Raw genomic sequence first — 25,027 nt, forward strand, 5'->3', positions numbered from 1 at the left:
ATTTCCGGGGCGGTTCACGAGATGGCCAGAGAAGCAGTAGCGAGCCGGGGCGTGTCGATCCGGCTTGCGTGCGAGGCATTTGGTATCAGCCAGACGTGCTACCGCTACGAGCGGCAGCGCAATGCAGAGAACGAGCAGATTGCCGACTGGCTGCTACGGCTGACCGACAATCATCGCAATTGGGGCTTTGGGCTGTGTTTCCTGTACCTGCGCAACGTGAAGGGCTTCGGCTGGAACCATAAGCGCGTGTACCGGATTTACCGAGAACTGGAGCTGAACCTGCGCATCAAGCCTCGCAAGCGGCTTGTACGGCAGGCGCCGGAACCGCTGATCTTGCCGGCGTCGGTGAATGCGGTGTGGTCGATGGACTTCATGCACGACCAGTTGAAGGACGGGCGCAGTATCCGGCTGTTCAACGTAATCGACGACTTTAACCGCGAAGCGTTGGGCATCGAGATCGACTTCTCGTTACCCTCGGCACGTGTCATCCGGGCCTTGGAGCAAATCATCGGCTGGAGAGGAAAGCCGTTGGCGATCCGGTGCGATAACGGTCCGGAGTACCTCAGTGATGCGATCACGCAATGGGCTGCAAGGCATGGCATCGCCTTGAACTACATTCAGCCTGGCAAGCCGCAGCAGAACGCCTATGTGGAAAGATTCAACCGGACGGTGCGCTATGAATGGCTGTCGCAATACTACTGGGACGACCTTGCGCACGTGCAGCACTTCGCAACCGAATGGATGTGGCAATACAATCACGAGCGCCCGAACATGGGCCTTGGCGGCATGACGCCGAAACAGCGGCTCATGGCCGCCGCATAGCCTCTACTTCTGACTCGTGTTAAAAGTGGGGAGATTACCATGACACAGAACCGTTGACCGGCATGCCGAAAGCCCGGCTAAAAAAGCAGTCCGTAAAGACTGAAAGCTTTATTGGGCATGTGCGCGGATTCCATCACGGCCAGCAGTCTGCGGACTGCAACAACAGGCCGGATACATCGACGCAAACGTTGTTCTGTCGAAACCGCAAACCAGTGACTTGCAAATCTGGGGCAGACCATACATTTTTTAAAATGGCCTTCTCACGCTCGAGGCGTTCGATACGTGCCTCGAGTTCCTGGATACGCTGTTGATCCGGCGTGATTGCCTTGCCCTGTGGCGTGACGCCCTGGCGTTCCATCTGAAGTTGCTGCACCCAGCGGCGCAGCACCGTCTCGCCGACGCCGACCGAGCGGCTTGCTTCCATATGGCTATAGCCCTGGTCGAGCACCAGACCGGCGGCTTGCTGTTTGAACTCCGGGGAAAACGTACGTCGTTGCTTGCTCATCAGACACCTCTTCATGGCGACCATTCTCGCCTAAATCAGCGTCCGGATTCATTAGACCACTACAGGCTATCCGTGCTCCGACTTCTTCATTGCGTAGAATTCCCTTTGCTGGAACTTCTACTTCCGATCTTGCTTACTGGACAGGGGTATTGCCGAGATAGCGATCCTCGTGTAGTCAAAGCGCCAAAAGCAGTGCCAAAAAAAGCCCGTTACTAAGGGCGGGCAATCCTGCTGAGAGAATGCAGCCAAGGTGCTGCATCCTCCCGTTAACGGCACTGCATTTGCAAACCAGAGCGGCTAGACTCGCAGTCTCAACAGGTCGGACTCCAATCAAACGATAGACGCTTATAAACAACCACGTCATCGACAAGGTTTTGTCCGCCGGTGTATCGTACGGCTTCAGTTGCCGTCCACAGATTCAAGATACGAGACCGCGATGCCGCAGAATCCTATCTTCGCCGACCCCAGCCGCGATGGGGAGATCGCTCGGGCCATCAGTATCGCGCTAGAGGCTCTAGTGATTCATCACGGAATCGCCGCCCACGCTGATGGTGATGTCAGGCGTGTCGATTTCAGTCAACCTATCGAATCGTTGCGTGCAGCATTGGCTTTGCTCGGTGTTGGGCGAAACGAGTTTCTACCCTATATGCGTGCACCGGCAAAACCGGATAGAAAATGAAGGGGTGCGGCTGAATTCCGATTATGGTCGGTACTCTGCAAACCGAACTGTCACTAGACAAAGTCGGTCGGCACTCTCAAAATTTCGCGATCTCTTGGCAAACATCACTCGCTGAGAATCCGGAGCCACCTATGTTCGACGACCTCGACGAAGAGGCTACTTCTTTTTTCGCGGCCCATCCTGAACGCGCTTACTTTGCCGTGCTTCAGAGCGGCAACGCAGGTTGCAATACGCTTACGGTCTATAGTCGTCGCGATCAAGAAAGTTACTACGATGGCGAGCCAGAGGTCATTGATTGGTGTCCTTCGGGCGGGGTATCTGCAATACCAGCTGTGCAAAGCTGGCTGCTTCGGACGCCGGAAGCCGATGACTTCATTGCGCAGGCGTTGAAGAATGCTGGGTACAGTCAGGGTTGACCACGTCGGCCACTACATCTTGTGACTTGCGCTCGCCCATGTGCCATCCTCCTGCGAGCTTTCTAACTGGCTCCTTCCTTGCTGGTAACATATAGAGTTTTCCCGCAAGCCTTCGGAGGCCCCATGAGCATCATCGAAGATCTGTGCGCAAGTTCAAGTTTCAGAGAGAGCGCGCAAGAGGCTGTGAAGGAATTCTTCCAAGACAACCATCAAGAGGAAATACACGGAAAGCGCGGCGGGACCTTTGATGCGGATGTAACGAAGGCGACCGTCTCGCTTGACGAAGTGAAGCCAGACACGATAGACGGTTTATCTGCAACCATTGCATTAGCTGGCAGGGTGGTCCTTGAAGTGCAGTACATGGACGAAGAAGGAGACGATCAGGAAAGAACGGTGGAGGGCACTTTCGACGGATCTCTTTCCGTTGAGTTTCCTTACGACCTTCTGGCTTCCGACGACCGCGACGCCCTGCTGTCCAACGTCGCAATTGAAGACGTCACTTTGAAGTTCTCGGCTTACGATATGGGAGATGAGTAAGCTTAAGGATCTTCCCTTGTCACCGAGCGCTGACCCCTAATCGAGGCCCCGTGTCATGCCAGACGTACCTGCTTTGACCACCGGCTCAAGTTTCCGCCGCACCCTCCGATATCCCAATCACTACCAAGCGTCGGGAAAGGGCCATGCAGCGCATCAGCAAAATCATTCTCCAAGCTAGCCTTGCGCTTGGCGTCTTGACGATAGCCCTGCCGTCCGTAACTGCAATTCAAGAGCGCAACGAATGCCTTGATGCGTCAAGAGCGCAAACAAGCGCGCAGCCCTCAACCGGAACGGTGAATAGCAGGAACGTCCACGACTTGACCGATGCCGAACTGCTAGCGGCCGTTGACGGTTTGCACACTGCGCCGAGGTCCTGTCGCGACCTATCGGATATCTGGTTCTACGGCGTCCTGGCAGTTGTTGTGTTTCTGACCGTATTCATTAGCGCCCACATCTGCTGGCTAGTTGGCCGCGCGTACAAGAAAACGATGAGTAAACTTGCGTAGCCTGTCACGTAGAAATACTAAGGATGCAAACGCGCAGGACGGAAGAGGTGTCTGTTTTTCTAACAACCTTAACATCTTGTTGATCAATGGCTGGCCGGGTGCTGCAGTGATTGGAACCGCTGGCCATGCCCGTACTACTAGTTCGTGCTCGCTGTGGTGAACTGCGTGCAATCGCTTTTGCGGAAGCGCAGCCGCATGACTTCAACGCCATAGTCATCTCGATAAAGGTAGATCACAAGAACATCGTTGTCGACGAACACCTTCATGGTGTCGCCTTTGCAGACAAAAATCCACGTTCTCGGGAGAATTACCTTTCTGAAAGAAGCGATATCCAAATCATACGTCTTATAGCCAACGAGCGTATATCTGTAGGTTAACTGCCGCACCATGCCATTCATCCAGTGACGACGACGGCCCTGGAGGCGCACATGCGGTAACTCGTCCGGCGCGCGTCAGCCGCTTGGGAGGTGAAAATGAATGCACGCCCGATTTTGAATGACGAATCTCCCAAATCACACGCAGCACTTGCATATCTCGATTCAACGACCGCGACATTTGGGTTAAAGCCGCAATGGCACTCAAAAGCGAATTCGGTGTTTTGGCCACAGATATGCGGCTCGAAGCGTCGTCCAATTGCAGCAACTTCAAACAAAGCGCAGCCGAATCGACGTAGAAATCCATTAAATCAGGGGGCGTCAGCCTTGGTACGCTCTATCACTTCGCCAAGCACAATGAATTCGATATTGCGTCGTATTCACGGCTGGCTTACACCGGTTTCACACGCGCCACTGAACACTTGACAATCCAAATTTAGGGAGATCACCATGCATGACCAATTTATTGCAGGACTCGACGCCGCCGAAGACGACGAAGCGGAATTTCGGCACGCCATGATGATTTGGTGCAGTTGTCCGAGCTTCAGGTCACGTTTGCTGCCGGCCGCGGCTTCGACATTGCCGATATCGAAGAGGAACTGTGACGACACCGCTGCAACAGGCCGGTCTCTGCTTCCGCGACGCGCAGGAGCCGCCGCACGAGACGGTCAGAAAGGGCGCGCACCGCCGGTGTTCAATTCCTTTGCGCACGTTGCGCTCTCAAGTCGGTGGCCTTTGTGTCGTTATTGAAGGTTCTGCCTAAAACTAACACTGATGGCTGCGTTCGGGTCAAAGGGCCCCGAGGAGAGTACACCGTGCACACGCAACAAACACAAAGCGAAATACTGAGGCTGGAAGTGCTACGCTCGTTACGGCTGCTCGACACGCCAGCAGAGGGCTTTTACGACAGTATTACCGATCTGGCCGCCAATATATTTGGGGTACGTTCCGCGCTCATTACTTTCGTTGATGCCGAGCGGCAGTGGTTTAAGTCGCGTCATGGATTTGAATGCGAAGAGACGCCTCGGTCTGTATCGTTCTGTTCCCACGCGATCCGCGAATCCGGTTTAACCGTCGTCCTTGATGCGTCTCAAGACGGAAGGTTCGCTCATAATCCTTTGGTGGTCGCAGAACCCGGCATCCGTTTTTACGCTGCCGCGCCTCTTGTTATCAACGGAGGGGTAGCCGTTGGCACGCTCTGCTTGATCGACGGTCAATCGCGCTCCAGCTTCAGTCGGAGAGAGCAGTCTATGCTTTGGGCCCTTGCGCAGGCAGTCATTGAGCGGCTGGGCGCGCTTAATTCCTTGGCGTACAGTGACGAAGCGACAACACTCCCAAACCTTGCACGTTTCAATCTTGACGTTGCTGCCTTCACTTCGAATAATTCGCAGGCGGGATTCACGCATGCGGTGATGATTGATATCTGCCCGCTGGAATATGTTAACCGTATGGTGGTAGCGTTGGGCGTCGAGACGACGGTCCACGCCGCCATCCTTACGACAGAACGACTGAGCGCGGTTTTACCCAAGGGCATCACGCTTTATCGGGTGGGCTACGCAAGATATGCATTCCTAGTGAAAAGCGGCGCCGAGAACGCGCGCCTGCTGGCAGAACGATGCGTAGCTAGCCACGCGAGCCCGTTAATCCTCAACCGTTCCATTCCCGTTGAGGTGGTCTCTTCAGCAGGAATTTCCGCGCTTGCCGCCCCAACTGACCCTGCACGCTTACTCGGAGCGTTGATTACTGCAGCAGACGCTGCGCGTGAATCGAACGCAGCAGTCTTGCTTTACGATGACAAGATGAAACAAAGCCGCGAGCGGGCATTTGTCATCTTAAACTCGATAAAAAGTGCACTCGGCAGCAAGGACCAATTTTATTTAGTCTATCAGCCTCGCGTTCGTCTGTCGGACAATGCCTGCGTCAGCGCAGAAGCCCTCTTGCGTTGGAACCACCCTCGCCTTGGGAATATTTCTCCTGTCGAATTTATTCCAATCGCTGAACAGACGCTGCTCATTGAGCTTGTGACGGATTGGGTCTTGGAGGAAGGCATCCGGCAGTTGTCGATTTGGCGAGAAGAATTTCCGGATCTAATCATCTCGGTAAACATCGCAGCATCGGACCTTTGCCGGGCAGACTTTGTTGAGCGAGTCACCGCTGAGCTTTCCCGGTATGGCGTACCGTCGTCGTGTCTGGAGCTTGAAGTGACTGAGGGTGCTGTTGTGCAGAGCCCAGAAGTGGCGGCGTCGGCGCTCGATCGTTTGCGAAAAGCAGGAGTCAGTGTCGCAATCGACGACTTTGGTTCAGGGTTTAGTAACCTTACCCAACTTCACAATCTACCAGCGGATGTGTTGAAGATTGACCGGACTCTCGTCTCGTCGATGCTGGAAAGTCATCGGGACGCTTTAATCGTCCACTCAACGATGGAACTAGCCCACGACCTCGGCTACAAAGTTGTGGCTGAGGGCGTCGAGAATGCAGAGCTTTATGCCATGCTGGCTGAAAGTCGATGCGACGAAGCTCAAGGCTATTTCATCAGCCGCCCGCTCGGTCGCGAAGCCTTCGAGCAATGGATGAGATTGCATGCTACGGCGTTTGTGCCACCGGGGCAAACCAAGAAGCCATGATAGTCCAGCGCGACAGGATGCTTGCGCCGCGCGGCTATCGTCGTCGGTGCAACAGCCCATTCAGCCGCGACGCCCGTTCCGTCTTGATGCTGCCATCAGCACCCTCTTCTGCTGACTCGAAGCTAACGTAGATCGTCGTCGCGGGCAGGTACTCATGGTGCTGGATGTATCGCGCCTGTGACCTGCCCCGGTAACTTGAGACCGAATTGATCTAGGATAACGGCGCATCCATACGGAGCGCGTCATGAAGAAGAGTCGATACAGCGATGAGCAGATTGTTCGGATCTTGCGAGAGGCGGACAGTGCGCCGATTGCCGAGGTGGCAAAGCGACACGGTGTCAGCGACGCGTCGATTTACGCGTGGCGCAAGCGATTTGGCGAAATGGTCAGTGACGACGTCAAGCGATTGAAGGCGTTAGAGCTCGAGAACAACCGACTGAAGAAGCTCGTGGCGGAGCGTGACCTGGAAATCGAGGTGAACCGCCCCGGAAATGTAGGAGACTTCGGATCTTGGCTGTAACGGGAGATTTGAAGTATGGAAAGCGAAGGCAAGACAAGGAAGCCCACCGGCACGCGATATTCGGATGAGGTGCGGGAGCGAGCGGTGCGAATGGTGTTTGAGCACCAACACGAGTACCAAACGCAGGGGGCGGCGATCCGCTCAATCGCCTCGAAGATGGGGATGTCGCGCGAGACGCTTCGCAACTGGATCATTCAGGCAGAGCGCGACCGTGGCCAACGAACGGGCGCGACAACTTCGGATTTGGCGCGTCTGAAGGAACTGGAGCGCGAGAACCGTGAGCTGCGCACGGCCAACGAGATCCTGCGCAAGGCCTCCGCATATTTCGCGCAGGCGGAGCTCGACCGCCGATCGAAGCCATGATCGCGTTCATCGACGAGCATCGCGACGTCTACGGTATCGAGCCGATCTGCCGCCTGCTGCCGATCGCGCCGTCGACGTATTACCGGCACGCCGGGCGGCGCAGCGATCCGGAGCAATGGCCAGCACGAGCGCGTCGCGATATTGAACTGAAGGCTCTCATCCGGGCGGTCTGGGAGGAGAACTTTGGCGTGTATGGTGTGCGCAAGGTCTGGCGCCAGTTATTGCGCGATGGCGTGAAGATCGCGCGCTGCACGGTTGCGCGCCTGATGAAGGTGATGGGCCTCGAAGGTGTACGGCGTGGGCGCCGGATCAAGACGACGCAGCGCGACGATGCGGTGCCGTGCCCGATGGACCGGGTCAAACGTCAGTTCCGTGCCGAGCGGCCGAACGCGCTGTGGGTCGCGGATTTTACCTATTGCTGGACATGGTCGGGCTTCGTCTATGTGGCCTTCGTGACCGATGTGTTTGCGCGCCGTATCGTCGGTTGGCGCGTGTCGGCATCGATGAGGACTGACTTCGTGCTGGATGCGCTGAACCAGGCGTTACACGATCGCCAGCCACCGCCCAGGCTCATTCATCACAGCGATCACGGGTCGCAAGGCGGATTCAACCGGTCGTCGCAACACCTTTAATCGAGGAGGTGTTGCATGGTCCGATGTGCAAAGCAAGTGTATCGGTTGACCGGTAGAGGAGCGATGTACTCGCCGGGCGCGCCATCACTTGGAAACGAGATCGAGCGTCGCTTTTGGCAACATATTGCGACAGGCATTACAAGCGAGAAGGCAGCGGAGGCGGTAGGCGCATCTCAAGCAGTGGGCTCGCGCTGGTTCCGCTATCGTGGCGGCATGCCACTATTCATGTCAAAACCTATCGCTGGTCGATACTTGTCGTTTCCTGAGCGAGAAGAGATAGCATTGCTCTCTGTTCAAGGCCTTAGAGTGCGCGAAATCGCTCGGCGTATCGGACGCAGTCCATCAACCGTTTCGCGAGAACTCACGCGCAATGCAGCAACACGCAGTGGGTATCTCGAGTATCGCGCCTCTGTTGCGCAGTGGAAGGCGGATCGATTCGCCAAACGACCGAAGCCAGCGAAGCTGGCAACTCATGAACAACTGCGTCAATATGTACAGGAACGCCTGGAAGGCAAAGTTCATGACGCTGATGGCCGTGTGATTGCTGGGCCTAGGCAGGCACCGTTTAAGGGTCGAAATAAGCCCCATCGCGGCGATCGAACATGGGTCAATGGCTGGTCACCTGAACAAATTGCCAATCGGTTGCAGGTTGATTTCCCGGATGATGAATCGATGCGTATTTCCCACGAAGCCATTTATCAAGCGCTTTATATTCAAGGGCGCGGCGCACTCAAGCGCGAGCTGGTGGGCTGCCTGCGCACGGGGCGCGCGTTGCGCGTTCCTCGAGCAAGAGCGCGTGCTAAGGCGTGGGCGCATGTCAGTGAGCAGGTGATGATCTCTAGTCGGCCTGCAGAGGCGGAAGATCGTGCGGTGCCAGGCCATTGGGAAGGCGACCTCCTCATCGGTCTGAATCGATCGGCCATCAGGACGCTGGTGGAAAGGTCGAGCCGCTTTACGATGCTTGTGCATTTACCTCGAGAGAAAGGCTACGGGTTGATACCTTGCACGAAGAACGGGCCTGCGCTAGCCGGCTACGGGGCCGTCACGATGGCCAACGCACTTAAGAAGACTGTGACTGACTTGCCCGCTGAGTTATGGCGGTCATTGACATGGGATCGTGGCAAGGAGCTTTCCGATCATGCCCGCTTCACTATCGAGTCTGGCGTGAAAGTATTCTTCGCCGACCCGCAAAGCCCATGGCAGCGCGGTACAAATGAGAACACCAATGGCCTTCTACGACAATACTTTCCAAAAGGTACAGACCTGTCCCGATGGAACGCTCGGGAGATCCAAGCCGTTGCTAATACGTTGAACTCAAGGCCGCGGAAAACTCTTGGATGGAAAACGCCTGCGGAAGCCCTAAACGAGTACCTGAAATCTATTCAACAATCCGGTGTTGCGACGACCGGTTGAATCCGCCCAATACCTCAGCATTCGGTACACCGAACGTTTGGTGGACGTGGGCGTTGAGCCATCTGTCGGAACTGTCGGCGACTCCTATGACAATGCTCTGGCCGAAACGATCAACGGCTTGTATAAGGCCGAAGTTGTACATCGGCGTTCATGGCGCACACTCCAAGACGTCGAGCTCGCCACGCTCAAATGGGTTCACTGGTATAACCACCATCGGCTGCTCGGCCCGCTCGGGTACGTATCGCCTGCGCAAGCAGAGGAAGTCTACAATCGGAATCTGGTGCGATCCGCTCGCGCGGCGTAGCGCCCAACTCGGCGGTCTCCGACAAAGTCGGGGCGGTTCACAGACGCGCCAGACCAACGGCTTCATCGAAGCCATCAACGGCCTGTTTCAGGCCGCCAAACGCAAAGCACGCGGGTACGCTCGCTTCGAAACCATGCGCACTGTCCTGTTTCTCATCGCCGGAAAATTCGACTTCTCGCGCTTTAATGAGCATGCCCGATGAGCCCCGTTACCCACTCCGTTTTCAAAAGAGCCTTAAACTTTTTATCGAGGTTCGACGCGCTGCAGAAAGCAACGCGCGCTCGAGCATATGTGTGTCTCTAATGGCCGCTATTAATCAGGGTTATGCAAGGCCTATGCCCTAATTAGAGGGCCGATCTCTGCCGTGCTCCTCGAATTGCGCCGCAATGATCCCAGTAGGATTCATGCAAGAGGCGACTTCGCCCGTGGTCGGCTTGACTGGTTTCCAACTGGACAACGATGATGACACCCTTCACATCCAATTCTTGGCCGAGCCCCAAGAGGCGAGTTGAGAACATTTCGCTGAACTATGACCGCTTGGCCGCCGATCCGGTCCTGAAACGGCAGCAGGAGTTTGAGGAACGGATGCATGTCTACGACGTTCTGATCGTCATCGGGCTTGTAACGGCCGCAATGGGCTTGCCGACGGTGTTTTTTATGTTGTACTTTTTGAAAGCGTAAGAGGCATTCGTTCTCAGACGGCATGTTTTCTTCTTGTCGAACATGGACGGTGCGAGGTTGCGATCCCTCGTGCACTCAAAACGCGGGAAGGGGTGCCGAAAAAAGGGGCCGCCACCGATGGCGAGCCAAACCACTGAGAGACAGCAGCCGAGGCGCTGCATCCTCCTATCAACGGCACCAACATTGCAAACTTGAGCGGCTCGTTTCACAAGTCTTAACGGGCCGGCTTCAACCTGAACGAGACGCCGATAAACAACCACGTCGTCGACAAGGTTTGGTCGACAGGTGTACGAAACAACTTCAGTTTTGTTATCAGCTTGACTTTTTGTACCAGTACTTCGGCCAACACGTATGGCAAGCTGTAGAAGGGACAGAGGCAAGTCTCGATAGGCCGCTTTACCAACAGATTTTTAAAGATATAACGATCGTACCAGTTGGTACGTGTCGCGATGTTTGCGACGCCATTGCCGGGCTGAATGTTGTCCCTCAGCTTAACCGCATGGAAAGCCGCGGACTTGTCGATGGTGATAACCGCGATGATTCAGCCTCTCTCCGAGAAAAGGGAGTTTCGGCCCTCGATGTTTACGTCGTTGAATCCGTCCCGGAACCGCGTCCCATCGCAGTAGTCGTTCAATCGAGCAGACGCGGAAATGGCTTTGTCGAGAGGGGTTTCCAAGAGGCCATGACAACCGGGCATCCCTAAGTGATGTTGTCGGCCAACAAGACCGCCCTTCAAGGCGGCTTGGTGTGTTCTTCACTGCGTACAAGCGGGTTCCCGCGAACTCCGATTCGTATTTGCCGTTCCTGGAACATTGCAGGCGTAGACGAACCGCCCCTTCTTTAACCGACTGTCTTTGAAATCAAGCGCAGCAACTTTTCCACGGCAAACGGTTTTTGAAGCAAGGCAACCAATCGCAGTTCCAAGACAGGAGGTGTCGCGCTTATTGCGATCACGTGAATATGGCGCAGTCGGTCGTCCGATTTAAGACGATTGAGCAGCTCCTCGCCGTTCATCTTCGGCATTTGCCAGTCAGAAATGATGACGTCTGGCAACCAGGCGTCAACGATTTTGAGGGCCGCAATGCCATCATGCGCGACTCTTGTTTCGTATCTAGCGTCATCGAGAGTCATCGGGAGCACTTCAACTATCGCCGGTTCATCATCGACGAGCAAGATTTTCGGCATGTGATACTTCCTGCTATCGCGGTGAACCGCGCCGCTTACTTCGTTTAAGCAACCGACAGTCCCGATCTATGCCAGCAGCGCGAGTAGACGATCGTAATCGACTGGTTTCGCCAAATGATGGTCAAAGCCTGCATCGAATGCCGCCTGACGGCCCGCTTCGTGGCTCCAGCCGGTAAGCGCGATAAGCAAGAGGGTTTCGCTCGGAGACTCGAGCCGCAGTTTTCGAGCGACTTCATAGCCGGATATGTCCGGCAGGCCAATATCGATGAGCAGAACTAGACAGCGTCAAGCGGCATCGCCGGTCGGCCAAAATAATTGTCGCTGCCCACAGAACATCGGCTCGAAAATCGGACGCTGACTGCAGAGCCACCTAGGCGCTTCATTTCGGACCGTCATTACCCGTGCCCCGCTTAAGTCGCGCCTGCCAATGCATTCCTAATGTCAGGGAGACAGCGAGCCACCTCCAGCGGCCGCTTTTACTTTGCTGTCCAAACGGCCGCTCTCAACGCCGGAACCGCCGCTTTTCGCTCGCGTCGCTTTGCGGGCCCACGACGGTTCATCGCCAAGAATACTCGGCAAGAAAGTCGATAGCCGGCGTTGCGCACGATAACCTCGTGACTCCGATCGACGAGGATTGCGCAGATCACATGCATCATCGAGGCATCACTCCCGGACCGACCTGTGGCGCTGAATCTGAACGCGCTATTTATGGCTCAAACGCTTAGGGACACGAATAACGATGAAGAGTCCAGCTTCGACAAACGCCAACGCCCATCGAATGGGATTGACTTGCGCCGGCCGCACAACGCGTTCGCGGGCGACATGGTCCGATCCAACCCGTTCCGTGCTTGCAGATGTCCTCGGCACAGTTGATGTGGACGCCGCCGTGCCCACAGTTCGTGTTATGGCGGACGCGGCGTCGGCATCGCGGCTAATGCGGTCGTTATCCGTGGCTGCGTCACTTTCACGGGTCTCACCGCTTCGTTGCTCAACGCGCGATGCGGCCGCTTCCGCCCCAAGCAATAGAACGGCGGCAGCGAAGTAAAGCCACATCAGCAAGACAGCCAGCGATCCGGCGGCTCCAAATGCGCTAGCCGTGCCAGCATGGGTCAGATACAACGCGAAAAGCTTCTTGCCAATCGAAAAGAGAACCGCGGCGATGCTGCCACCTACCATTGCATCCCGCCAAGGTACGGGCCCATCTGGCAGGTATTTAAGCAGTGCAGCGAAGGCGCATGACAATATCAAGAGCCCAATAACGAATTGTGCGATGTCGGTCAAAATCACTAAAGGAGACGCCCCAAAGATCCACTTGCCGGCAGCTTGCAAAGCGGTATCCAAGACGAGCGATATCACAAGCAGGAACGCGACGCCCATCACGAGGCCAAAAGAAATCAGGCGCACTTTGACAAGCGTCGTCACGCCCGACGTAGGACGCTCCTTGGCGGGCCAAATTATTGATAGAGCAGTGTTTAGCGAAGAAAATGTTGCTGACGCACCGACGGCTAACAGCGCGAACGAGATTATGGCAGCGAGTCCCCCGCCGCCGCTCTGGTGAGCATGCTCCACGATAGTCTGGACGCTCACGGCTGCGTCTTTACCAAGCATTTCCGCTTATCTGACCGAAAAGTTTGCCGCGCGCTGCCTCTGCGCCGAAGACGAGCCCCGCCACTGCAATCACCATGACAAGCGTCGGCGCGAGCGAGAACGCCGAATAAAAAGCAATGCTGGCTGCCATCGGTGCACAGCGATCCGCGGAAAAGCGTTTAAACATCCGAATGGGCCATGCGCTCGCCCGGCCTAAAAGGGACCTCGGATTCATTGCTGGCTCCTTGCGTCGGTGATGTATGGTGATAGCATTCCCGATGCCTATCTAGGACCGGAGCCCAAAAAGAACGACCCTCGCTCGCTTTCGATTCGGAGAGCTGCAGCGGTCATGGCGAGCGGCTCAATTGGACCGCCCGACTTTGATTAGGCCGGTGCGGAAGGCACCGCCAAGCACCATCAAGATGCGGAGCGAAACGTTGTTGCTCACCGAAGTTGCAATCGGGCTGACGAATGAGCCCCATCCCGCGCCCCATAGTTTTAATATGGTTTCTTCATTCCACTGCCTGGCGAAGCAGGCTCGTTTGGTGGCGAGGGTCGTTCTGGCCCCGATCCGGAGACGTCGTTCTTTATGCTTGGCCCAGTCGCAGGGTTAGACGGATATCGATCGTCTGAGTGCAAATACGTCGACACATCGGTAGCGTTATCTTGTAAAGGCAAAGGTTCATTTCTGGTTGGCTCGCCAACGACCGTCGCCGCGTTTCGGGGTCTTTCATTTTGGTCCGCCAGCGCAGCAACCGAGCAGACTAGGGCCAAAATTCCGAAAATCTTTGCGGTAACCATGCCGACTTCTTCCGTATGAAAGCCCTTCTTGACAGTCCAGGTGGACACCCCTGCACGACTCAAACGAGCACGGTGACCTGTTGGCAACTTGGCTCTCCCGATGAAAGACGGCTGCCTTTCGATGATGGATCTGCGCGGAACGTTAGGCCGCGCATCGGCTCGGCTCACCGTGAGATCAGCATTCCTATTACTACACCACCCAATGCAGCCATGACGATCGCTTTCCAAGGACTGTCGTGCACGAAATCATCGGTTGTTTCATTCGCGACTCGATATCTTTTGCCCAACGCATCTTGGACGTCGGAAAGCTTTTTCTTCGTTCTGACGCCTTCCGCGGCCGACGGAGGGGTGTTGGCGTCAGCGTCCCAAGACTGCGACGCATCGCGGAAACTTCCTTCGCTGCCTACCGCCGAAGATTCGCTTCTCGGTGGTGGGGCATCTTCCTCACCGGCAGGGAACGGGTAAGCACTCCCATTTCTTTCGGTAACCAAGGAGTTGACGGATTTCTTAGGAGTTTCGTCCATGACATCGCCTTGAGGGTTGAGCGGCGTTGAGTTCAATCGGTTCGGAAGTTCGACTTTTACCAGTTCTCTGATAGACGAGCAATCACTGTTCCACTATCACAGAACCCGCTGACGCTGATGATCGCGTTCTTTTCCGGACGGTTGCTGTTTGTTTCCAGCCAAGTGCGGAGGGGAGGCGATATTTGAGTTGATAAGGCCGGTTAGACCTGACCCGCGCTTCGCGGGTTTTTCTTTGCGCTTGACTAACAAGTTTTCCGGCCGGGCGCTGGGATGGCAAAAAATAGGTTTGAGTGTTGACGGTTGATAATCGGCTGATTAGACAATCTCGAAAAGCACGGTCGCTAAGTTTGGATGATTAACATCGATGCATGCCGGCGGGCGCCGGCGCCCCTACCGAACGTTTGACGACGTACGCGCTGGCATTGTACAAATCGTTAAAGACGCGCGTGGACGCCATCGTCGTGAGGCGCGACTAGGGGCAGTCCCGTTGCTTGACCTATTCAGAACTAAATTGGCGATTCCATGCTTATACTTTTTGTCGAGGACGATTCCCGTCTGGCTGATGCGTTCGGTGCGCTTGCCAATGATCTGGGGCATCGGGCCGAAGTTGCATATGACGGTGCGACCGCATTGAAACTGACAGCCAATACCGTCTACGACGCTATTTTTCTTGATCTTGGATTACCTGACATCGATGGCCGCCACCTATGTCAGCAGTTCCGGGAAGCCAGCCAAAACTCGCAGGCATGCGTTGTCGCCATTACTGGACGATCGGATTTATCCGAGCAGGAACTGGCACCGTTCGATGGATATCTACTTAAACCTGTTGATCGCGAGGCACTCGAGGCGGTCATAAGCGGTTGTTAGTTTGCTTAGCTCCGCAAGGCATCGTGCCACAGTCCTTTTCGAGCCTCGGCCTTTTCACGAACTGAGGCCGTTGCCTGCGTCAGCGTATTCTCATTTCGTTCTTTTTACGCCTTGCTCCACGTCGTCGGCCGATGCCACTCCGTGAAGGTGCTTACTTCAAGGGCCTTCCGCGCCCCGAGCCGCCGTTGGTCCGGGCATCTGGCGGTGAATGGAAACCCTATCGGAGCGATCAGCGGATGCGTCAGCCCGCAGGCGGTGGAAGAAGCTGTGCGAGAGCAAGGTTTCTTTCCCGATCCCATGTCGAAATCAAAGATCCGTAGTGGCCATCTCTGGCCTCGCTCTTTCGCTGCTGCATCAGTTCAAAGAATAAGCCGTTTTTTCCAGTCGCCCCGCTCGAGGAGCGGAACGACAGCCGGCCTCAAAGCCTCCAGCTCGCAAGAATGACCCGCCGACGTTCCTGGAGTTTCTCAAGGAGTCGCCGCTCCTGCTTAATTGCCTCCGCTTCCTGCATTGAGAGAGTGACCTGCCCGTTTTTCTAAGACCACTGCGTTCTAGCAATAACGGCTTGGGTTGAATTGGTTTCTAAGCGCTGGCGATACGCCAGCGGCGTGTCGTAGTTCAAGCTCGAATGCGGTCGAACCTCGTTGTAATGCCGTCGCCAGTCGTCAATCACGATCTTGGCTTCAATCCGATTGCGAAACCATTCCATAGCAAGACATTCGTCACGGAATTTACCGTTGAAGCTTTCGTTCGTGCCGTTCTGCCATGGCTTGCCGGGATCGATTAACGCCGATTCGATCTTCTCCGATACCACCCACTTGAGCAACGCTGCGCTGACGAATTCGGGGCCGTTGTCGCTTCGCATATAGCGTGGCGCGCCGTGAACGCTGATTAGCTTGCTCAGCACCTCAATGACTCTGGCCGATCGGATCGAGCCAGACACATCTATGGCCAAACATTCACGCGTGTACTCGTCGACGACCGTCAGACACTTCAGTTGCTGGCCGTTGGCACACGCGTCAAAGACGAAATCGTAACTCCATACGGCGTTGCGAGCGCTCGGAGCAAGCGGTCGAGGACGCGAACCGGCAACGCGGCGTCGGCGTCGTTTGCGAGGCACTTGAAGACCGGCTTGCGCCCACAACCGGCTGCACCGCTCCTTGCCGATGACGATCCCTTCGCGGCCCAGCATGATGCGGATGCGCCGCGAGCCGAAGCGGGGATAATCACCCGAGAGGCGTCGCATCATCTCCACGATCGGGCCGTTCTTGCCCGGCATGAGGCTGATGTAACCGAGATTGGCGCGACTGACGTGAATCAGCGCACACGCACGTCGTTGGCTCAGCCCGCGCGAAATGGCATAGCGGGCTTGCTCGCGGCGTGCCTGTGCGCTTACCATTTTTTTGCGGAAATCTCCCTCATGACCTCGATTTCCAGGTCACGCTCCGCCACGAGCTTCTTCAGTCGGTTGTTCTCGAGCTCTAACGCCTTCAATCGCTTGACGTCGTCACTGACCATTTCGCCAAATCGCTTGCGCCACGCGTAAATCGACGCGTCGCTGACACCGTGTCGCTTTGCCACCTCGGCAATCGGCGCACTGTCCGCCTCCCGCAAGATCCGAACAATCTGCTCATCGCTGTATCGACTCTTCTTCATGACGCGCTCCGTATGGATGCGCCGTTATCCTAGATCAATTCGGTCTCAAGTTACCGGGGCAGGTCAAGAGCGCTACGCCCTGCGGATTTGAGTTCGATTCGCCGCTTCGCTTCATTGGCGTAGCGATCGATTGCCGCCAAACTATTGGGGAGTTGCACTACGTGTGACATTTCACGGTCCTGTTCTTGAGATCGATGGAAATTCTGTCAGCCTGTTCGCCTGGCCGATGTACGGTGTACCGCTCCCATGGACGCTTGGCGATGCTTGTCCCGCATCGGGGGTGCGCTTGTAATCGAGCAACGGCATCTAGAGCAAGCGTATCCGTCAGCGCATCCCGCGTTGACAGGTTCAATCAGATATCGACGATTTTCCGCAGTAGACCGTATGAGACGCGCCAGTGTCCTTCGGAATCTGTCACGGCGATGGACGCCGTTTTCGCATTGAGTCTGACGACGGTTCCAACACGCTCGTTCAGATGCTTGTCGGTGAATCCCACGGTGTCGCCGATGAAGAACTCTTCGAGGCGCGGGCGAGGTGGCGGCGCTTCCTTTTGAGTTGGGGCTGCGGTGGCATCGAGGAGAATCGCCGCATACAACACTGCCCATCGGCGGCGAGTCACGTTTTCCTGTACGACCGCTTGCGTATGTCGCAGCTCGGTGACAGTGCCTTCCAATGGGGGGCCCAACGGGTTGTCACCGATGTATCTGACGGTCATCCCAATGTGCAGTCGTTGACGGACTTCGAGAATGCGTCGGGGGTCATCGAGCATTTTGCCGATGGTCAGATAGAGGCGATATAACTCAGCGCTGGGCGCCTGCCGAAGGGAGTCCAGGATGTCCATGATGTCGGGGTAGTTAGCGGGCAAGCGGCAGCAGTTCGTGCACGCGATTGACGGGATACGACGGCAACTTCTCTAGTGTTTCCTTCAGCCATGCATACGGTTCGAAACCGTTTAAGCGAGCCGTGCCGAGCAATGAATACATGGTGGCCGTCGCACGAGCGCCTCGCGGTGAGCCCGCAAACGTCCAGTTGACTCTTCCAAGCGCAATCGGCCTGATCTGCCGTTCCAACGCGTTGTTGTCGGGTAGCAGAACACCGCTCTCTGTGTAGCGAATCAGCGCTTGCCAATGACGTAACGCGTAGCCGAACGCTTTGGCGAGCGGCGCCTGAGTCGGCAAACCGATGACGTTGCCTTCCAACCATTGCCGGAACTTTGCAAGTACCGGTAAGGCCTCAGTTTGCCGCGCCGCATATTTGACGTCGGGCGTCCGATGGTTGATTCGGGACTCGATGGCGTATAGCTGGGCGATCCACTGCAGTGCCTGTGCCGCGAGCCCCGGTTTGCTTTGGGTCTTGGCGATTTCAAAGAACCGACGGCGGCAATGCGCCCAGCAACCGACCGCGATGATGTCGCCCGTCTCGTAGAGCGCCTCGTGCCCGCTGTATGCATCGGCCTGCAAGTAGCCTTTGTACGTTCGCAGGTAACTTTGCGGATTCGAGCCCGCGCGCGACTCTGCGAACTCGAACACGACCGCCGGAGGGTGATCGACCCAGACGCCATTCTCCTCGCGTTGGCCCGCACCCAGGTAGCCCCATAATCGCGCAGTACGGGTGGTCTTACGACCCTTCTCGAGCAAAGGCAGTGTCGTGTCGTCGACGTGCATGCGCGGTGCCTGCAGTTGGTGTGAACGCAGCGACGGAATAAGCGCAGCGAGTAATTCTGCTGCGGCCAACTTCCATTCACACAGCGTGGCCCGCGGCAGGTGAATACCGCGACGCGCATAGCGCATCTCTTGCCGATTTAACGGTAGATGATCAACGTAGATGTTGACCAGGATGTTGGCGAGCAAACTCGCCCTCGCGTTACTCTTGGGCAGCGGCGAGGGCTGAGCGCTCGCCGTCACGATGGTCGACTCGCCATCCTTCTTCGCCGCATACTTGAAGCGGATGTGTTCAATGACTGTGAGCCTTGACGGCTCATAATGCAGCGTCTTGCTATGCTCTTCGCCGATGCGCTCAAGCGCGTCGAATGCGGCCTTCTGTTCGTCGCTCAGGTCATATTCGACGCGCGTGCGTGGCAGGTCCTTTGGCAATGCGGGGCGTCCCCGGCGAGCGTGCCCCGTGACAGGGACCTTCGCCGGCTCCGGAGGGAGAGGCATATCCATGGCGGCGTCGAACAATTCGGCCTGACCCGCCAAGCGCTCAGAACTCGCGCCGAAGCGAGCGCGATTGAGCTGCGCGATCTGATGATGCAGGCTCTCCAGTTGCTTCCACAACACGCATGCGAGCCGTTTCTGCTCGAGTGCGAAGGCTTGCAGCTCCTCGAGCTCCAGTGGCAGATCCCCGGCAGTGATGGCGGCGGGCAACATACCAACCATGATGCCCAACTCGTGCGACGTTTACAAGCTTCGTGAGCCCTGAATTACGCGCGATTCAGGCGCTTACGCAACGCGCGTCACCGCGACGGCGCGATGAGGTTCGCGCGCTGGAATCTCTATACCTTCGAGCCATGCATTGAGCTCCGCGAGCGTGAATCCACGTTGCGCCAGCGCCGCGGGCGATGGGAAATGCCCATGTTCAAGCCGCTTGTACCAGAGCGCGAACCCCGTGCGATCCCAATACAGGCACTTCACCTTCGTGCGGTCCCGGCCGACGAACACGAATAGGTTGCCCGAGGCCGGCTTCTGCGCAAGAAGCGGTTCGACCAGATACGACAGCGTGTCGATTGACTTGCGCATGTCGACAGGCTCGCGGCAGATGTAAGCTCGGACGTCAGCGGCGATCAGCACCGTGCACCGCCAAGCTGTCCGAGCACGAAGCGCACAATGCGTTCAGCATGCACAACACTCAATTCGATGCGAACGCCGGCGATCGATAACATAATGCGATCACGCGTCGATGATAATGGCGTATCGGCTGACGCAGATGATGATGTCGCCGCAGGCTCACCTTCGAGGTGAGCAATGACAAACGCGGCGTCGGCCGTCACAGCCAGCCGACTCGTTGAAGGCGTTTCGCCCGTAAACTTCTTGCGCCACAACCCGAAAGTGCTGACGGCCAGGCCTTGTTCGCGACAGAAACGTCGAGTGCCGACGCCGCTCATCTTCCATGCTGCCACCATCTCTCGCCAGAACGCTTCGCCTTGGCGAGGGCGTCGTTTGCGCGTTCGCACAGCAGCTTGGCCCACCGCGGCGTCGTCCATCGCATCACTCCAATCACTACGATGGCCAAACCTTCGCATCATGCACACGGACAATCAAGACGGGTTGCGCTGACGGATACAATGTTGCAGGCGCGGCGAGCGACTCTATGCCCTCGCGGCGGACAGGAGTGATAGCAGGACAACGATGGGCGCACATCAGTGTACCGAACTGCACAGCGAAACAATCATTTCGAACTCGGAGCACTCGTAGATTTTGCCGCCTGTAGGTTGGTCGAAAGGTGGACAGTTTAGATTACCGCTTGGACTTTTCCTTGAGCTCGTCATGAAACACAACAGCCCGTTCGTTGAAGCTGAGCCGATGGACACGGTCCCAGCGACCTCAACACCGGCTTATGCCAACCGCCACCCAATCGCGCGTGCATTCGATAACTTTGCAAGTGATGTCACCCGCTGGGCGGGCTCACCACTCGCCTTTGGCCTCGCAGTGATCTCCGTCATCGCATGGTTGGTCTCAGGGCCGGTGTTTCACTTCTCTGAGAACTGGCAACTCGTCATCAACACGGGCACAACGATCGTCACATTTCTCATGGTCTTCCTGATTCAGCAGAGTGCTAACAAGGACAGCGTCGCGGTTCATTTGAAGCTTAACGAACTGCTGGCCTCGCATCGCTCCGCGAGTAATCAGTTGATCGGCATAGAGGACGCGTCGGAAGACGAACTGCGAAAACTTGCCGCCGCTTACCTTAAGCTGGCTTCGGAGAATGAAACTAGCCGCAGACACCTTGGCGATGATTACAGTGCAGCCGCCGACATTGCGCGTCGTCTTGCAGAAGTGAAAGCTACATCTGCAGGAAAATAGTTGCTATCCCCTTGCGACGTTTGCTGATTCCACGCGCTGTTGTCGTGCGAACAGGCCGACGGATTCTCAGGCAATAATGAGCTTCGCCTCGTCAGGACGGTCTAAGATAGAGAAACGCCGAACTGCGGAGCAGGAGCGTGAAAGGGGTCTACGCTCACGCGCATTATTCTGTGAAACAGATAAGTCAGGCCCAATCAATATGACGAATTACTGAAGCAAGCTAGGCTGCAACTTTGAAGGGAAATCACCGTATGGAATACAGCTATGAAACGATCCGCGAACGTGCTTGGGTGGCTGTAAATCGCTGTATCGGTGAAGCCAACGGTGACGGCGAGTCTTCATTAGCCGCTCGCCAGCGCCTTGAAACGGCAAGCGCAGTGGTTACAGGGTTTTCGGTCCTCACCTACGATGCGCCAAGCAGTCACGCCGACAAATACGATATGCTTGGCCAGATCTCACGTGCGCGCAAGCAACTGCGTGAGCGCTTTGGCGAAGATAGCTATCCAGGAGCGCACGCCCGGCGGCCATAGCCGCTAAAGCGTCTCGAGTACCGTCGCCTTCATGGCAACAGAGTGGACCTTCGAGGCCATGCGCATGCAACACAGCCAATCCTCCGCGTCGCTCACCATTGCGACTCGGCGCCGAGCTACGCTAGACTCGAACCTTGACCTCCAAGAAGCGCGACCAAACTCGCCGGAGGTTGGCCTTTCTGACAATAGCCATCGAACTCGCTATCTACGACATGTCGGAGTACTTCAGATTCATCGAGCGCAGTGAAAGCAACTATGGATACGTGGTTCGTTCGTTGGTCGTTGCGCAGCGCGAGCGCCGCTTCAAAACCACTGCATCCAGGCATTGAAACGTCCATTACGATTGCGTGAGGTACCCACGCGATGCCGATGGCAATCGCATCAAATCCGTTGAACGCGGTCCGGCAATCGATGTCTTCAAATGCTAGGGCTGCCGCCAAGGCCTCTGCCGCGAGCGCATGGTCGTCAACAACTAGCACCCGCAGCCTCTCACTATGAACGGCGATTCGCCTGTTTGTCCATGCGCGGACTCGCACGTGATGATTTGTCATTACCTACTCCGGTATGTTCGTATGTTAGCAGCGCGCATACCTAATGGCCGTTTGACGAATTATCTGTTCCGGCGCAGCGGTGATTACTGCGGATATTTGCCGGAAAACCCGTGCTAATGAGTTTCTCCTCCTATTCATGGAAGGTTTGGATTAAGCTGTGAGAGGCGGACACCGAACAAAAAATAGCTTGTTTCCCAACTTAGCCTCTTGTGGACGGGTCCGGTTATTATGCCTGGAACAGCCCCCTGAATTGCCGGACACGGTCTCTACCTTAAAATAACGGGTAGTCATACGACTGTGTTTAGACCTAACAGCAAGCAGGAAGTGATGAAAGTGTTGACTGGGCCGGAGCGGCGGCGGCGGTGGTCTGCGGAAGAGAAGGCGGCGATGGTCCGGGAGAGTCTGGAGCCGGGTAAGACCGTATCGATGGTGGCTCGCCAGCACGGCGTCAATCCAAATCAGTTGTTCCATTGGAAGAAGCTGTATCAGGACGGAAGCCTGTCGGCGGTGTCCGCTGGCGAAGAGGTGGTGCCCGCTTCGGAGTTGGCGGAGGCGCTCAGGCAGATTCGCGAATTGCAACGACTGCTCGGCAAGAAGACGGTGGAAGTCGAGATTCTGAGAGAAGCAGTGGAGTACGGTCGAGCAAAAAAATGGATAGCGCGCTCGCCATCATTGCCGGGGGACGACCAGTGAAGCAGGTCTGTGATGTTCTCGGCGTTGCGCGCTCGAACGTGTCGGTCAGGCGTGCACGCCCTGCCAGCTGGCAAGACAGGCGCAGCGCGGTGCAGACGGACGATGCGGAACTGGTGGCGGAAATCCGTGAGGCCGTCATCGACTTGCCGAGCTACGGCTATCGACGCGTCTGGGGCGTGATTCGCAGCAACCGGGAGATGCATGGTGCTGGGCCAGTGAACGTCAAGCGCATTTATCGCGTCATGCGCGTTCACGGCCTGCTGCTGCAGCGCCGGCCGAAGCGTCCCACCATCACGCGGCGACATGAAGCGCACCGGGTTTTCCGGAGACCTTTACTCCTGAGAGAATAGAGTCATGGAAAACCTCGACAAAGCAAAACGGAAGACGGCGCCGAAATATTCGGCGGAAGTGCGTGAGCGCGCGGTTCGTATGGTGTTCGAGCATCGTGCGGAGTACGCGACGCAATGGGAAGCAATCCAGTCGATTGCCGCCAAGATGGGTTGCTCACGCGAAACGTTAAGAAACTGGGTTCGTCAGGCTGAGAGCGATCGTGGTCTGCGCGCGGGCCCCAAGACGCAGGAGCAGGACCGCATCCGCGAGCTTGAACGTGAAGTCCGGGAACTGCGTCAGGCCAATGAAATCCTGCGCAAGGCCTCGGCATATTTCGCACAGGCGGAGCTCGACCGCCGACCGAAGTGATGATTGCCTTCATTGACGATCACCGGTCGGCGTATGGGGTCGAGCCGATCTGCAGGGTGCTGCCGATCGCCCCGTCGACGTATTACCTTCATTTGTCTCGACGCGCTGATCCGCGTCGGCTGCCGCCGCGCGCGCAGCGCGATGCACTGCTGTGTCAGCATATCCGGCGTGTATGGGAAGAGAACTTTCGGGTATATGGTGCGCGCAAGGTTTGGCGGCAGCTATTGCGCGAAGGATTCAAGCTCGCACGGTGTACTGTCGAGCGACTGATGAAGCGGCTCGGGCTGCAAGGTGTGCGGCGCGGCAGATCGATTCGAACCACCGTCAGCGAGCGAAACACACCGTGCCCGCTTGATCACGTCCAGCGGCAGTTCAAAGCGTCAAGGCCGAACGCGCTGTGGGTGTCAGATTTCACCTTCGTGGCCACCTGGCAAGGCTTCGCTTATGTTGCCTTCATCGTTGATGTGTTCGCGCGACGCATCGTAGGCTGGAGAGTGTCAAGCTCAGCGCGTACTGACTTCGTGTTGGACGCGCTGGAGCAGGCGGTACATGAGCGCCGACCAGCCGAAAGTAACCGTTTGGTACATCATTCGGACCGCGGGTCGCAATACGTTTCAATTCGGTATACGGAGCGTCTAGCCGAAGCAGGAATCGAACCGTCAGTCGGCAGCGTCGGAGATTCATACGATAACGCACTCGCCGAAACGATCAACGGCCTTTACAAGGCAGACGTTATTCATCGTCGCGGACCATGGCGTAACGTGCAGGCGGTTGAACTCGCCACGCTTGAATGGGTGGACTGGTTTAATCACCGACGCCTGCTTGAGCCGATCGGCAACATCCCACCGGCCGAAGCGGAAGCCCGCTACTATGAACGAATCGCTGGAATGCCGATGGCAGCGTAACTCCAGCAAAAACGTCTCCGAAATTCCAGGTGCGCTTCAACACGACGGACGTGTTGCGGTGGCCAGAAGCAATCAACGCTGGTGCTCCGATGGCTTCGAATTCCGGTGTGAAAATGGCGAGCCACTGCGCGTCACCTTTGCGCTGGATTGCTGCGACCGGGAGGCGATGAGCTGGGTTGCGACGACAGGCGGCTACACCGGCAACGATGTTCGTGACGTGATGCTTGCCGCCGTCGAGCATCGGTTTGGCAATGTCGATGCCGTACCGTCTTCGATTGAATGGCTAAGCGATAACGGCTCGGGATATATTGCGCACGAGACACGTGCGTTTGCGAGCGGTATTGGACTCACGCCGCTCACCACACCGGTGTGCAGTCCGCAAAGCAACGGTATGGCCGAGAGCTTCGTGAAGACCATGAAGCGCGACTACGTCGCCTTCATGCCCAAACCGGACGCTGCAACGGCAGTACGCAATCTGGCAGTGGCGTTCGAGCATTACAACGAAAGGCATCCGCACAGCGCCTTGAAATACCGTTCACCTCGTGAGTTCAGGCGCAGGACGGATTCATCAACTCAAGTGTGAGACGGTGTCCGGAAGTACGGGGGCAAATCCAATGCCTACCCTCTAGAC

22 protein-coding genes, 9 pseudogenes and 2 other annotated features are annotated in these 25,027 nt (G+C 56.6%); of the genes and pseudogenes, 19 read left to right on the forward strand and 12 right to left on the reverse strand.

Going from position 1 to position 25,027, the window contains the following annotated elements; all coding sequences use genetic code 11:
- Positions 1-18: 18 nt before the first annotated feature.
- Positions 19-822: pseudogene (locus tag ACYQ47_RS18660) on the forward strand (IS3 family transposase); the annotation flags it as partial.
- A 223-nt stretch (positions 823-1,045) separates the two neighbouring features.
- On the opposite strand, the pseudogene ACYQ47_RS18665 reads toward ACYQ47_RS18660, so the two are convergent.
- Positions 1,046-1,327, reverse strand: a pseudogene (locus ACYQ47_RS18665) (transposase); the annotation flags it as partial.
- Positions 1,328-1,763: 436 nt separating this feature from the next.
- Between ACYQ47_RS18665 and ACYQ47_RS18670 the strand changes: the two are divergent.
- From ACYQ47_RS18670 to ACYQ47_RS18685, 4 genes are all read left to right on the forward strand, one after another.
- Positions 1,764-2,006 carry a hypothetical protein gene (locus ACYQ47_RS18670; RefSeq protein ID WP_459906391.1) on the forward strand — a complete coding sequence of 81 codons (243 nt, stop codon included), beginning with the start codon at positions 1,764-1,766 and terminating at the stop codon, positions 2,004-2,006.
- A gap of 131 nt (positions 2,007-2,137) precedes the next feature.
- Positions 2,138-2,422, forward strand: coding sequence for a hypothetical protein (locus ACYQ47_RS18675; RefSeq protein WP_459906392.1), 285 nt, complete (start codon positions 2,138-2,140; stop codon positions 2,420-2,422).
- Between the two features lie 123 nt (positions 2,423-2,545).
- Positions 2,546-2,959 carry a hypothetical protein gene (locus ACYQ47_RS18680; protein ID WP_459906393.1) on the forward strand — a complete coding sequence of 138 codons (414 nt, stop codon included), beginning with the start codon at positions 2,546-2,548 and terminating at the stop codon, positions 2,957-2,959.
- Positions 2,960-3,102: 143 nt separating this feature from the next.
- Positions 3,103-3,465 carry a hypothetical protein gene (locus ACYQ47_RS18685; RefSeq protein ID WP_459906394.1) on the forward strand — a complete coding sequence of 121 codons (363 nt, stop codon included), beginning with the start codon at positions 3,103-3,105 and terminating at the stop codon, positions 3,463-3,465.
- A 137-nt stretch (positions 3,466-3,602) separates the two neighbouring features.
- Here the strand turns inward: ACYQ47_RS18685 and ACYQ47_RS18690 are convergent, their stop codons facing one another.
- Positions 3,603-3,731 (reverse strand): hypothetical protein, encoded by a 129-nt coding sequence (locus ACYQ47_RS18690; protein WP_459906395.1) that lies wholly within the window; start codon positions 3,729-3,731, stop codon positions 3,603-3,605.
- Between the two features lie 263 nt (positions 3,732-3,994).
- Here ACYQ47_RS18690 and ACYQ47_RS18695 point away from each other — a divergent pair, with 263 nt between their 5' ends.
- From ACYQ47_RS18695 to ACYQ47_RS18730, 8 genes and pseudogenes are all read left to right on the forward strand, one after another.
- Positions 3,995-4,138, forward strand: a complete 144-nt coding sequence (locus ACYQ47_RS18695; RefSeq protein WP_459906517.1) for a PriCT-2 domain-containing protein — start codon at positions 3,995-3,997, stop codon at positions 4,136-4,138.
- A gap of 516 nt (positions 4,139-4,654) precedes the next feature.
- Positions 4,655-6,463, forward strand: coding sequence for a putative bifunctional diguanylate cyclase/phosphodiesterase (locus tag ACYQ47_RS18700; RefSeq protein ID WP_459906396.1), 1,809 nt, complete (start codon positions 4,655-4,657; stop codon positions 6,461-6,463).
- Between the two features lie 244 nt (positions 6,464-6,707).
- Positions 6,708-6,941: pseudogene (locus ACYQ47_RS18705) on the forward strand (transposase); the annotation flags it as partial.
- Positions 6,942-6,998: 57 nt separating this feature from the next.
- Positions 6,999-7,945: pseudogene (locus ACYQ47_RS18710) on the forward strand (IS3 family transposase); the annotation flags it as partial.
- Positions 7,301-7,417, forward strand: a sequence feature (AL1L pseudoknot). Its footprint overlaps the pseudogene before it by 117 nt.
- A gap of 48 nt (positions 7,946-7,993) precedes the next feature.
- The gene (locus tag ACYQ47_RS18715; RefSeq protein ID WP_459906397.1) at positions 7,994-9,391 is read left to right on the forward strand and encodes an IS30 family transposase; all 1,398 of its coding nucleotides are present in this window, start codon (positions 7,994-7,996) and stop codon (positions 9,389-9,391) included.
- Positions 9,392-9,395: 4 nt separating this feature from the next.
- A pseudogene (locus ACYQ47_RS18720) lies at positions 9,396-9,695 on the forward strand (integrase core domain-containing protein); the annotation flags it as partial.
- 37 nt (positions 9,696-9,732) lie between these two features.
- Positions 9,733-9,897: pseudogene (locus ACYQ47_RS18725) on the forward strand (transposase); the annotation flags it as partial.
- Positions 9,898-10,154: 257 nt separating this feature from the next.
- Positions 10,155-10,376 carry a hypothetical protein gene (locus tag ACYQ47_RS18730; RefSeq protein ID WP_459906398.1) on the forward strand — a complete coding sequence of 74 codons (222 nt, stop codon included), beginning with the start codon at positions 10,155-10,157 and terminating at the stop codon, positions 10,374-10,376.
- 840 nt (positions 10,377-11,216) lie between these two features.
- On the opposite strand, the gene ACYQ47_RS18735 is transcribed toward ACYQ47_RS18730, so the two are convergent.
- From ACYQ47_RS18735 to ACYQ47_RS18750, 4 genes and pseudogenes are all read right to left on the reverse strand, one after another.
- Entirely contained in the window at positions 11,217-11,561 is a 345-nt protein-coding gene (locus ACYQ47_RS18735) for a response regulator (RefSeq protein WP_459906399.1), read from the reverse strand.
- A 66-nt stretch (positions 11,562-11,627) separates the two neighbouring features.
- On the reverse strand, positions 11,628-11,834 hold the full coding sequence (locus tag ACYQ47_RS18740; protein WP_459906518.1) for a response regulator: 207 nt from the start codon (positions 11,832-11,834) through the stop codon (positions 11,628-11,630).
- 678 nt (positions 11,835-12,512) lie between these two features.
- A pseudogene (locus tag ACYQ47_RS18745) lies at positions 12,513-13,383 on the reverse strand (YihY/virulence factor BrkB family protein); the annotation flags it as partial.
- Positions 13,384-14,113: 730 nt separating this feature from the next.
- On the reverse strand, positions 14,114-14,473 hold the full coding sequence (locus ACYQ47_RS18750) for an ElaB/YgaM/YqjD family protein (protein ID WP_250470164.1): 360 nt from the start codon (positions 14,471-14,473) through the stop codon (positions 14,114-14,116).
- A 522-nt stretch (positions 14,474-14,995) separates the two neighbouring features.
- Between ACYQ47_RS18750 and ACYQ47_RS18755 the strand changes: the two genes are divergently transcribed.
- On the forward strand, positions 14,996-15,340 hold the full coding sequence (locus ACYQ47_RS18755) for a response regulator (RefSeq protein ID WP_250470165.1): 345 nt from the start codon (positions 14,996-14,998) through the stop codon (positions 15,338-15,340).
- 535 nt (positions 15,341-15,875) lie between these two features.
- On the opposite strand, the gene ACYQ47_RS18760 is transcribed toward ACYQ47_RS18755, so the two are convergent.
- The 5 genes from ACYQ47_RS18760 to tnpA form a co-directional block, all read right to left on the reverse strand.
- Positions 15,876-16,996 (reverse strand): IS3 family transposase gene (locus ACYQ47_RS18760; RefSeq protein ID WP_310391523.1). Its coding sequence is split into 2 segments (ribosomal slippage): positions 15,876-16,738 and positions 16,738-16,996, totalling 1,122 coding nucleotides; the frame shifts between segments, so codons are not numbered across the junction.
- Between the two features lie 352 nt (positions 16,997-17,348).
- The gene (locus tag ACYQ47_RS18765; RefSeq protein WP_459906400.1) at positions 17,349-17,837 is read right to left on the reverse strand and encodes a hypothetical protein; all 489 of its coding nucleotides are present in this window, start codon (positions 17,835-17,837) and stop codon (positions 17,349-17,351) included.
- Positions 17,838-17,850: 13 nt separating this feature from the next.
- Positions 17,851-19,374 (reverse strand): IS66 family transposase, encoded by a 1,524-nt coding sequence (gene tnpC, locus ACYQ47_RS18770; protein ID WP_459906401.1) that lies wholly within the window; start codon positions 19,372-19,374, stop codon positions 17,851-17,853.
- Positions 19,375-19,437: 63 nt separating this feature from the next.
- Positions 19,438-19,734, reverse strand: coding sequence for an IS66 family insertion sequence element accessory protein TnpB (gene tnpB / locus ACYQ47_RS18775; protein ID WP_051154128.1), 297 nt, complete (start codon positions 19,732-19,734; stop codon positions 19,438-19,440).
- A gap of 44 nt (positions 19,735-19,778) precedes the next feature.
- Positions 19,779-20,198, reverse strand: a complete 420-nt coding sequence (tnpA, locus tag ACYQ47_RS18780) for an IS66 family insertion sequence element accessory protein TnpA (RefSeq protein WP_459906403.1) — start codon at positions 20,196-20,198, stop codon at positions 19,779-19,781.
- Positions 20,199-20,481: 283 nt separating this feature from the next.
- Here tnpA and ACYQ47_RS18785 point away from each other — a divergent pair, with 283 nt between their 5' ends.
- Together ACYQ47_RS18785 and ACYQ47_RS18790 are read left to right on the forward strand one after the other, a co-directional pair.
- Positions 20,482-21,018, forward strand: coding sequence for a low affinity iron permease family protein (locus ACYQ47_RS18785; RefSeq protein WP_459906404.1), 537 nt, complete (start codon positions 20,482-20,484; stop codon positions 21,016-21,018).
- Between the two features lie 251 nt (positions 21,019-21,269).
- Entirely contained in the window at positions 21,270-21,548 is a 279-nt protein-coding gene (locus ACYQ47_RS18790) for a hypothetical protein (protein WP_459906405.1), read from the forward strand.
- 116 nt (positions 21,549-21,664) lie between these two features.
- Here ACYQ47_RS18790 and ACYQ47_RS18795 read toward each other — a convergent pair whose 3' ends face one another.
- The gene (locus ACYQ47_RS18795; RefSeq protein ID WP_459906406.1) at positions 21,665-22,099 is read right to left on the reverse strand and encodes a response regulator; all 435 of its coding nucleotides are present in this window, start codon (positions 22,097-22,099) and stop codon (positions 21,665-21,667) included.
- Between the two features lie 327 nt (positions 22,100-22,426).
- Here ACYQ47_RS18795 and ACYQ47_RS18800 point away from each other — a divergent pair.
- The 3 genes and pseudogenes from ACYQ47_RS18800 to ACYQ47_RS18810 all read left to right on the forward strand — a co-directional run.
- Positions 22,427-23,100, forward strand: a pseudogene (locus ACYQ47_RS18800) (transposase); the annotation flags it as partial.
- A 46-nt stretch (positions 23,101-23,146) separates the two neighbouring features.
- Positions 23,147-24,396, forward strand: a protein-coding gene (locus tag ACYQ47_RS18805) for an IS3 family transposase (protein ID WP_459906407.1) whose coding sequence is annotated in 2 segments (ribosomal slippage) — positions 23,147-23,462 and positions 23,462-24,396 — 1,251 coding nt in all. Because the reading frame shifts where the segments join, the coding sequence is not laid out codon by codon here.
- Positions 23,449-23,565: a sequence feature (AL1L pseudoknot), on the forward strand. (Overlaps the previous gene by 117 nt.)
- A 37-nt stretch (positions 24,397-24,433) precedes the next feature.
- Positions 24,434-24,979, forward strand: a pseudogene (locus ACYQ47_RS18810) (DDE-type integrase/transposase/recombinase); the annotation flags it as partial.
- Positions 24,980-25,027: the final 48 nt, after the last annotated feature.

It is taken from the genome of Caballeronia sp. HLA56, from assembly GCF_054655155.1.

Coding starts and splice junctions, on each gene's coding strand:
- ACYQ47_RS18795 (WP_459906406.1), bottom strand. CDS start 22,099: ATGACAAATCATCACGTGCGAGTCCGCGCATGGACAAACAGGCGAATC.
- ACYQ47_RS18670 (WP_459906391.1), top strand. CDS start 1,764: ATGCCGCAGAATCCTATCTTCGCCGACCCCAGCCGCGATGGGGAGATC.
- ACYQ47_RS18735 (WP_459906399.1), bottom strand. CDS start 11,561: ATGCCGAAAATCTTGCTCGTCGATGATGAACCGGCGATAGTTGAAGTG.
- ACYQ47_RS18680 (WP_459906393.1), top strand. CDS start 2,546: ATGAGCATCATCGAAGATCTGTGCGCAAGTTCAAGTTTCAGAGAGAGC.
- ACYQ47_RS18755 (WP_250470165.1), top strand. CDS start 14,996: ATGCTTATACTTTTTGTCGAGGACGATTCCCGTCTGGCTGATGCGTTC.
- ACYQ47_RS18765 (WP_459906400.1), bottom strand. CDS start 17,837: ATGGACATCCTGGACTCCCTTCGGCAGGCGCCCAGCGCTGAGTTATAT.
- tnpB (WP_051154128.1), bottom strand. CDS start 19,734: ATGCGCAAGTCAATCGACACGCTGTCGTATCTGGTCGAACCGCTTCTT.
- ACYQ47_RS18790 (WP_459906405.1), top strand. CDS start 21,270: ATGGAATACAGCTATGAAACGATCCGCGAACGTGCTTGGGTGGCTGTA.
- ACYQ47_RS18730 (WP_459906398.1), top strand. CDS start 10,155: ATGATGACACCCTTCACATCCAATTCTTGGCCGAGCCCCAAGAGGCGA.
- tnpC (WP_459906401.1), bottom strand. CDS start 19,374: ATGGTTGGTATGTTGCCCGCCGCCATCACTGCCGGGGATCTGCCACTG.
- ACYQ47_RS18690 (WP_459906395.1), bottom strand. CDS start 3,731: ATGAAGGTGTTCGTCGACAACGATGTTCTTGTGATCTACCTTTATCGA.
- tnpA (WP_459906403.1), bottom strand. CDS start 20,198: ATGGACGACGCCGCGGTGGGCCAAGCTGCTGTGCGAACGCGCAAACGA.
- ACYQ47_RS18750 (WP_250470164.1), bottom strand. CDS start 14,473: ATGGACGAAACTCCTAAGAAATCCGTCAACTCCTTGGTTACCGAAAGA.
- ACYQ47_RS18675 (WP_459906392.1), top strand. CDS start 2,138: ATGTTCGACGACCTCGACGAAGAGGCTACTTCTTTTTTCGCGGCCCAT.
- ACYQ47_RS18685 (WP_459906394.1), top strand. CDS start 3,103: ATGCAGCGCATCAGCAAAATCATTCTCCAAGCTAGCCTTGCGCTTGGC.
- ACYQ47_RS18785 (WP_459906404.1), top strand. CDS start 20,482: ATGAAACACAACAGCCCGTTCGTTGAAGCTGAGCCGATGGACACGGTC.
- ACYQ47_RS18715 (WP_459906397.1), top strand. CDS start 7,994: ATGGTCCGATGTGCAAAGCAAGTGTATCGGTTGACCGGTAGAGGAGCG.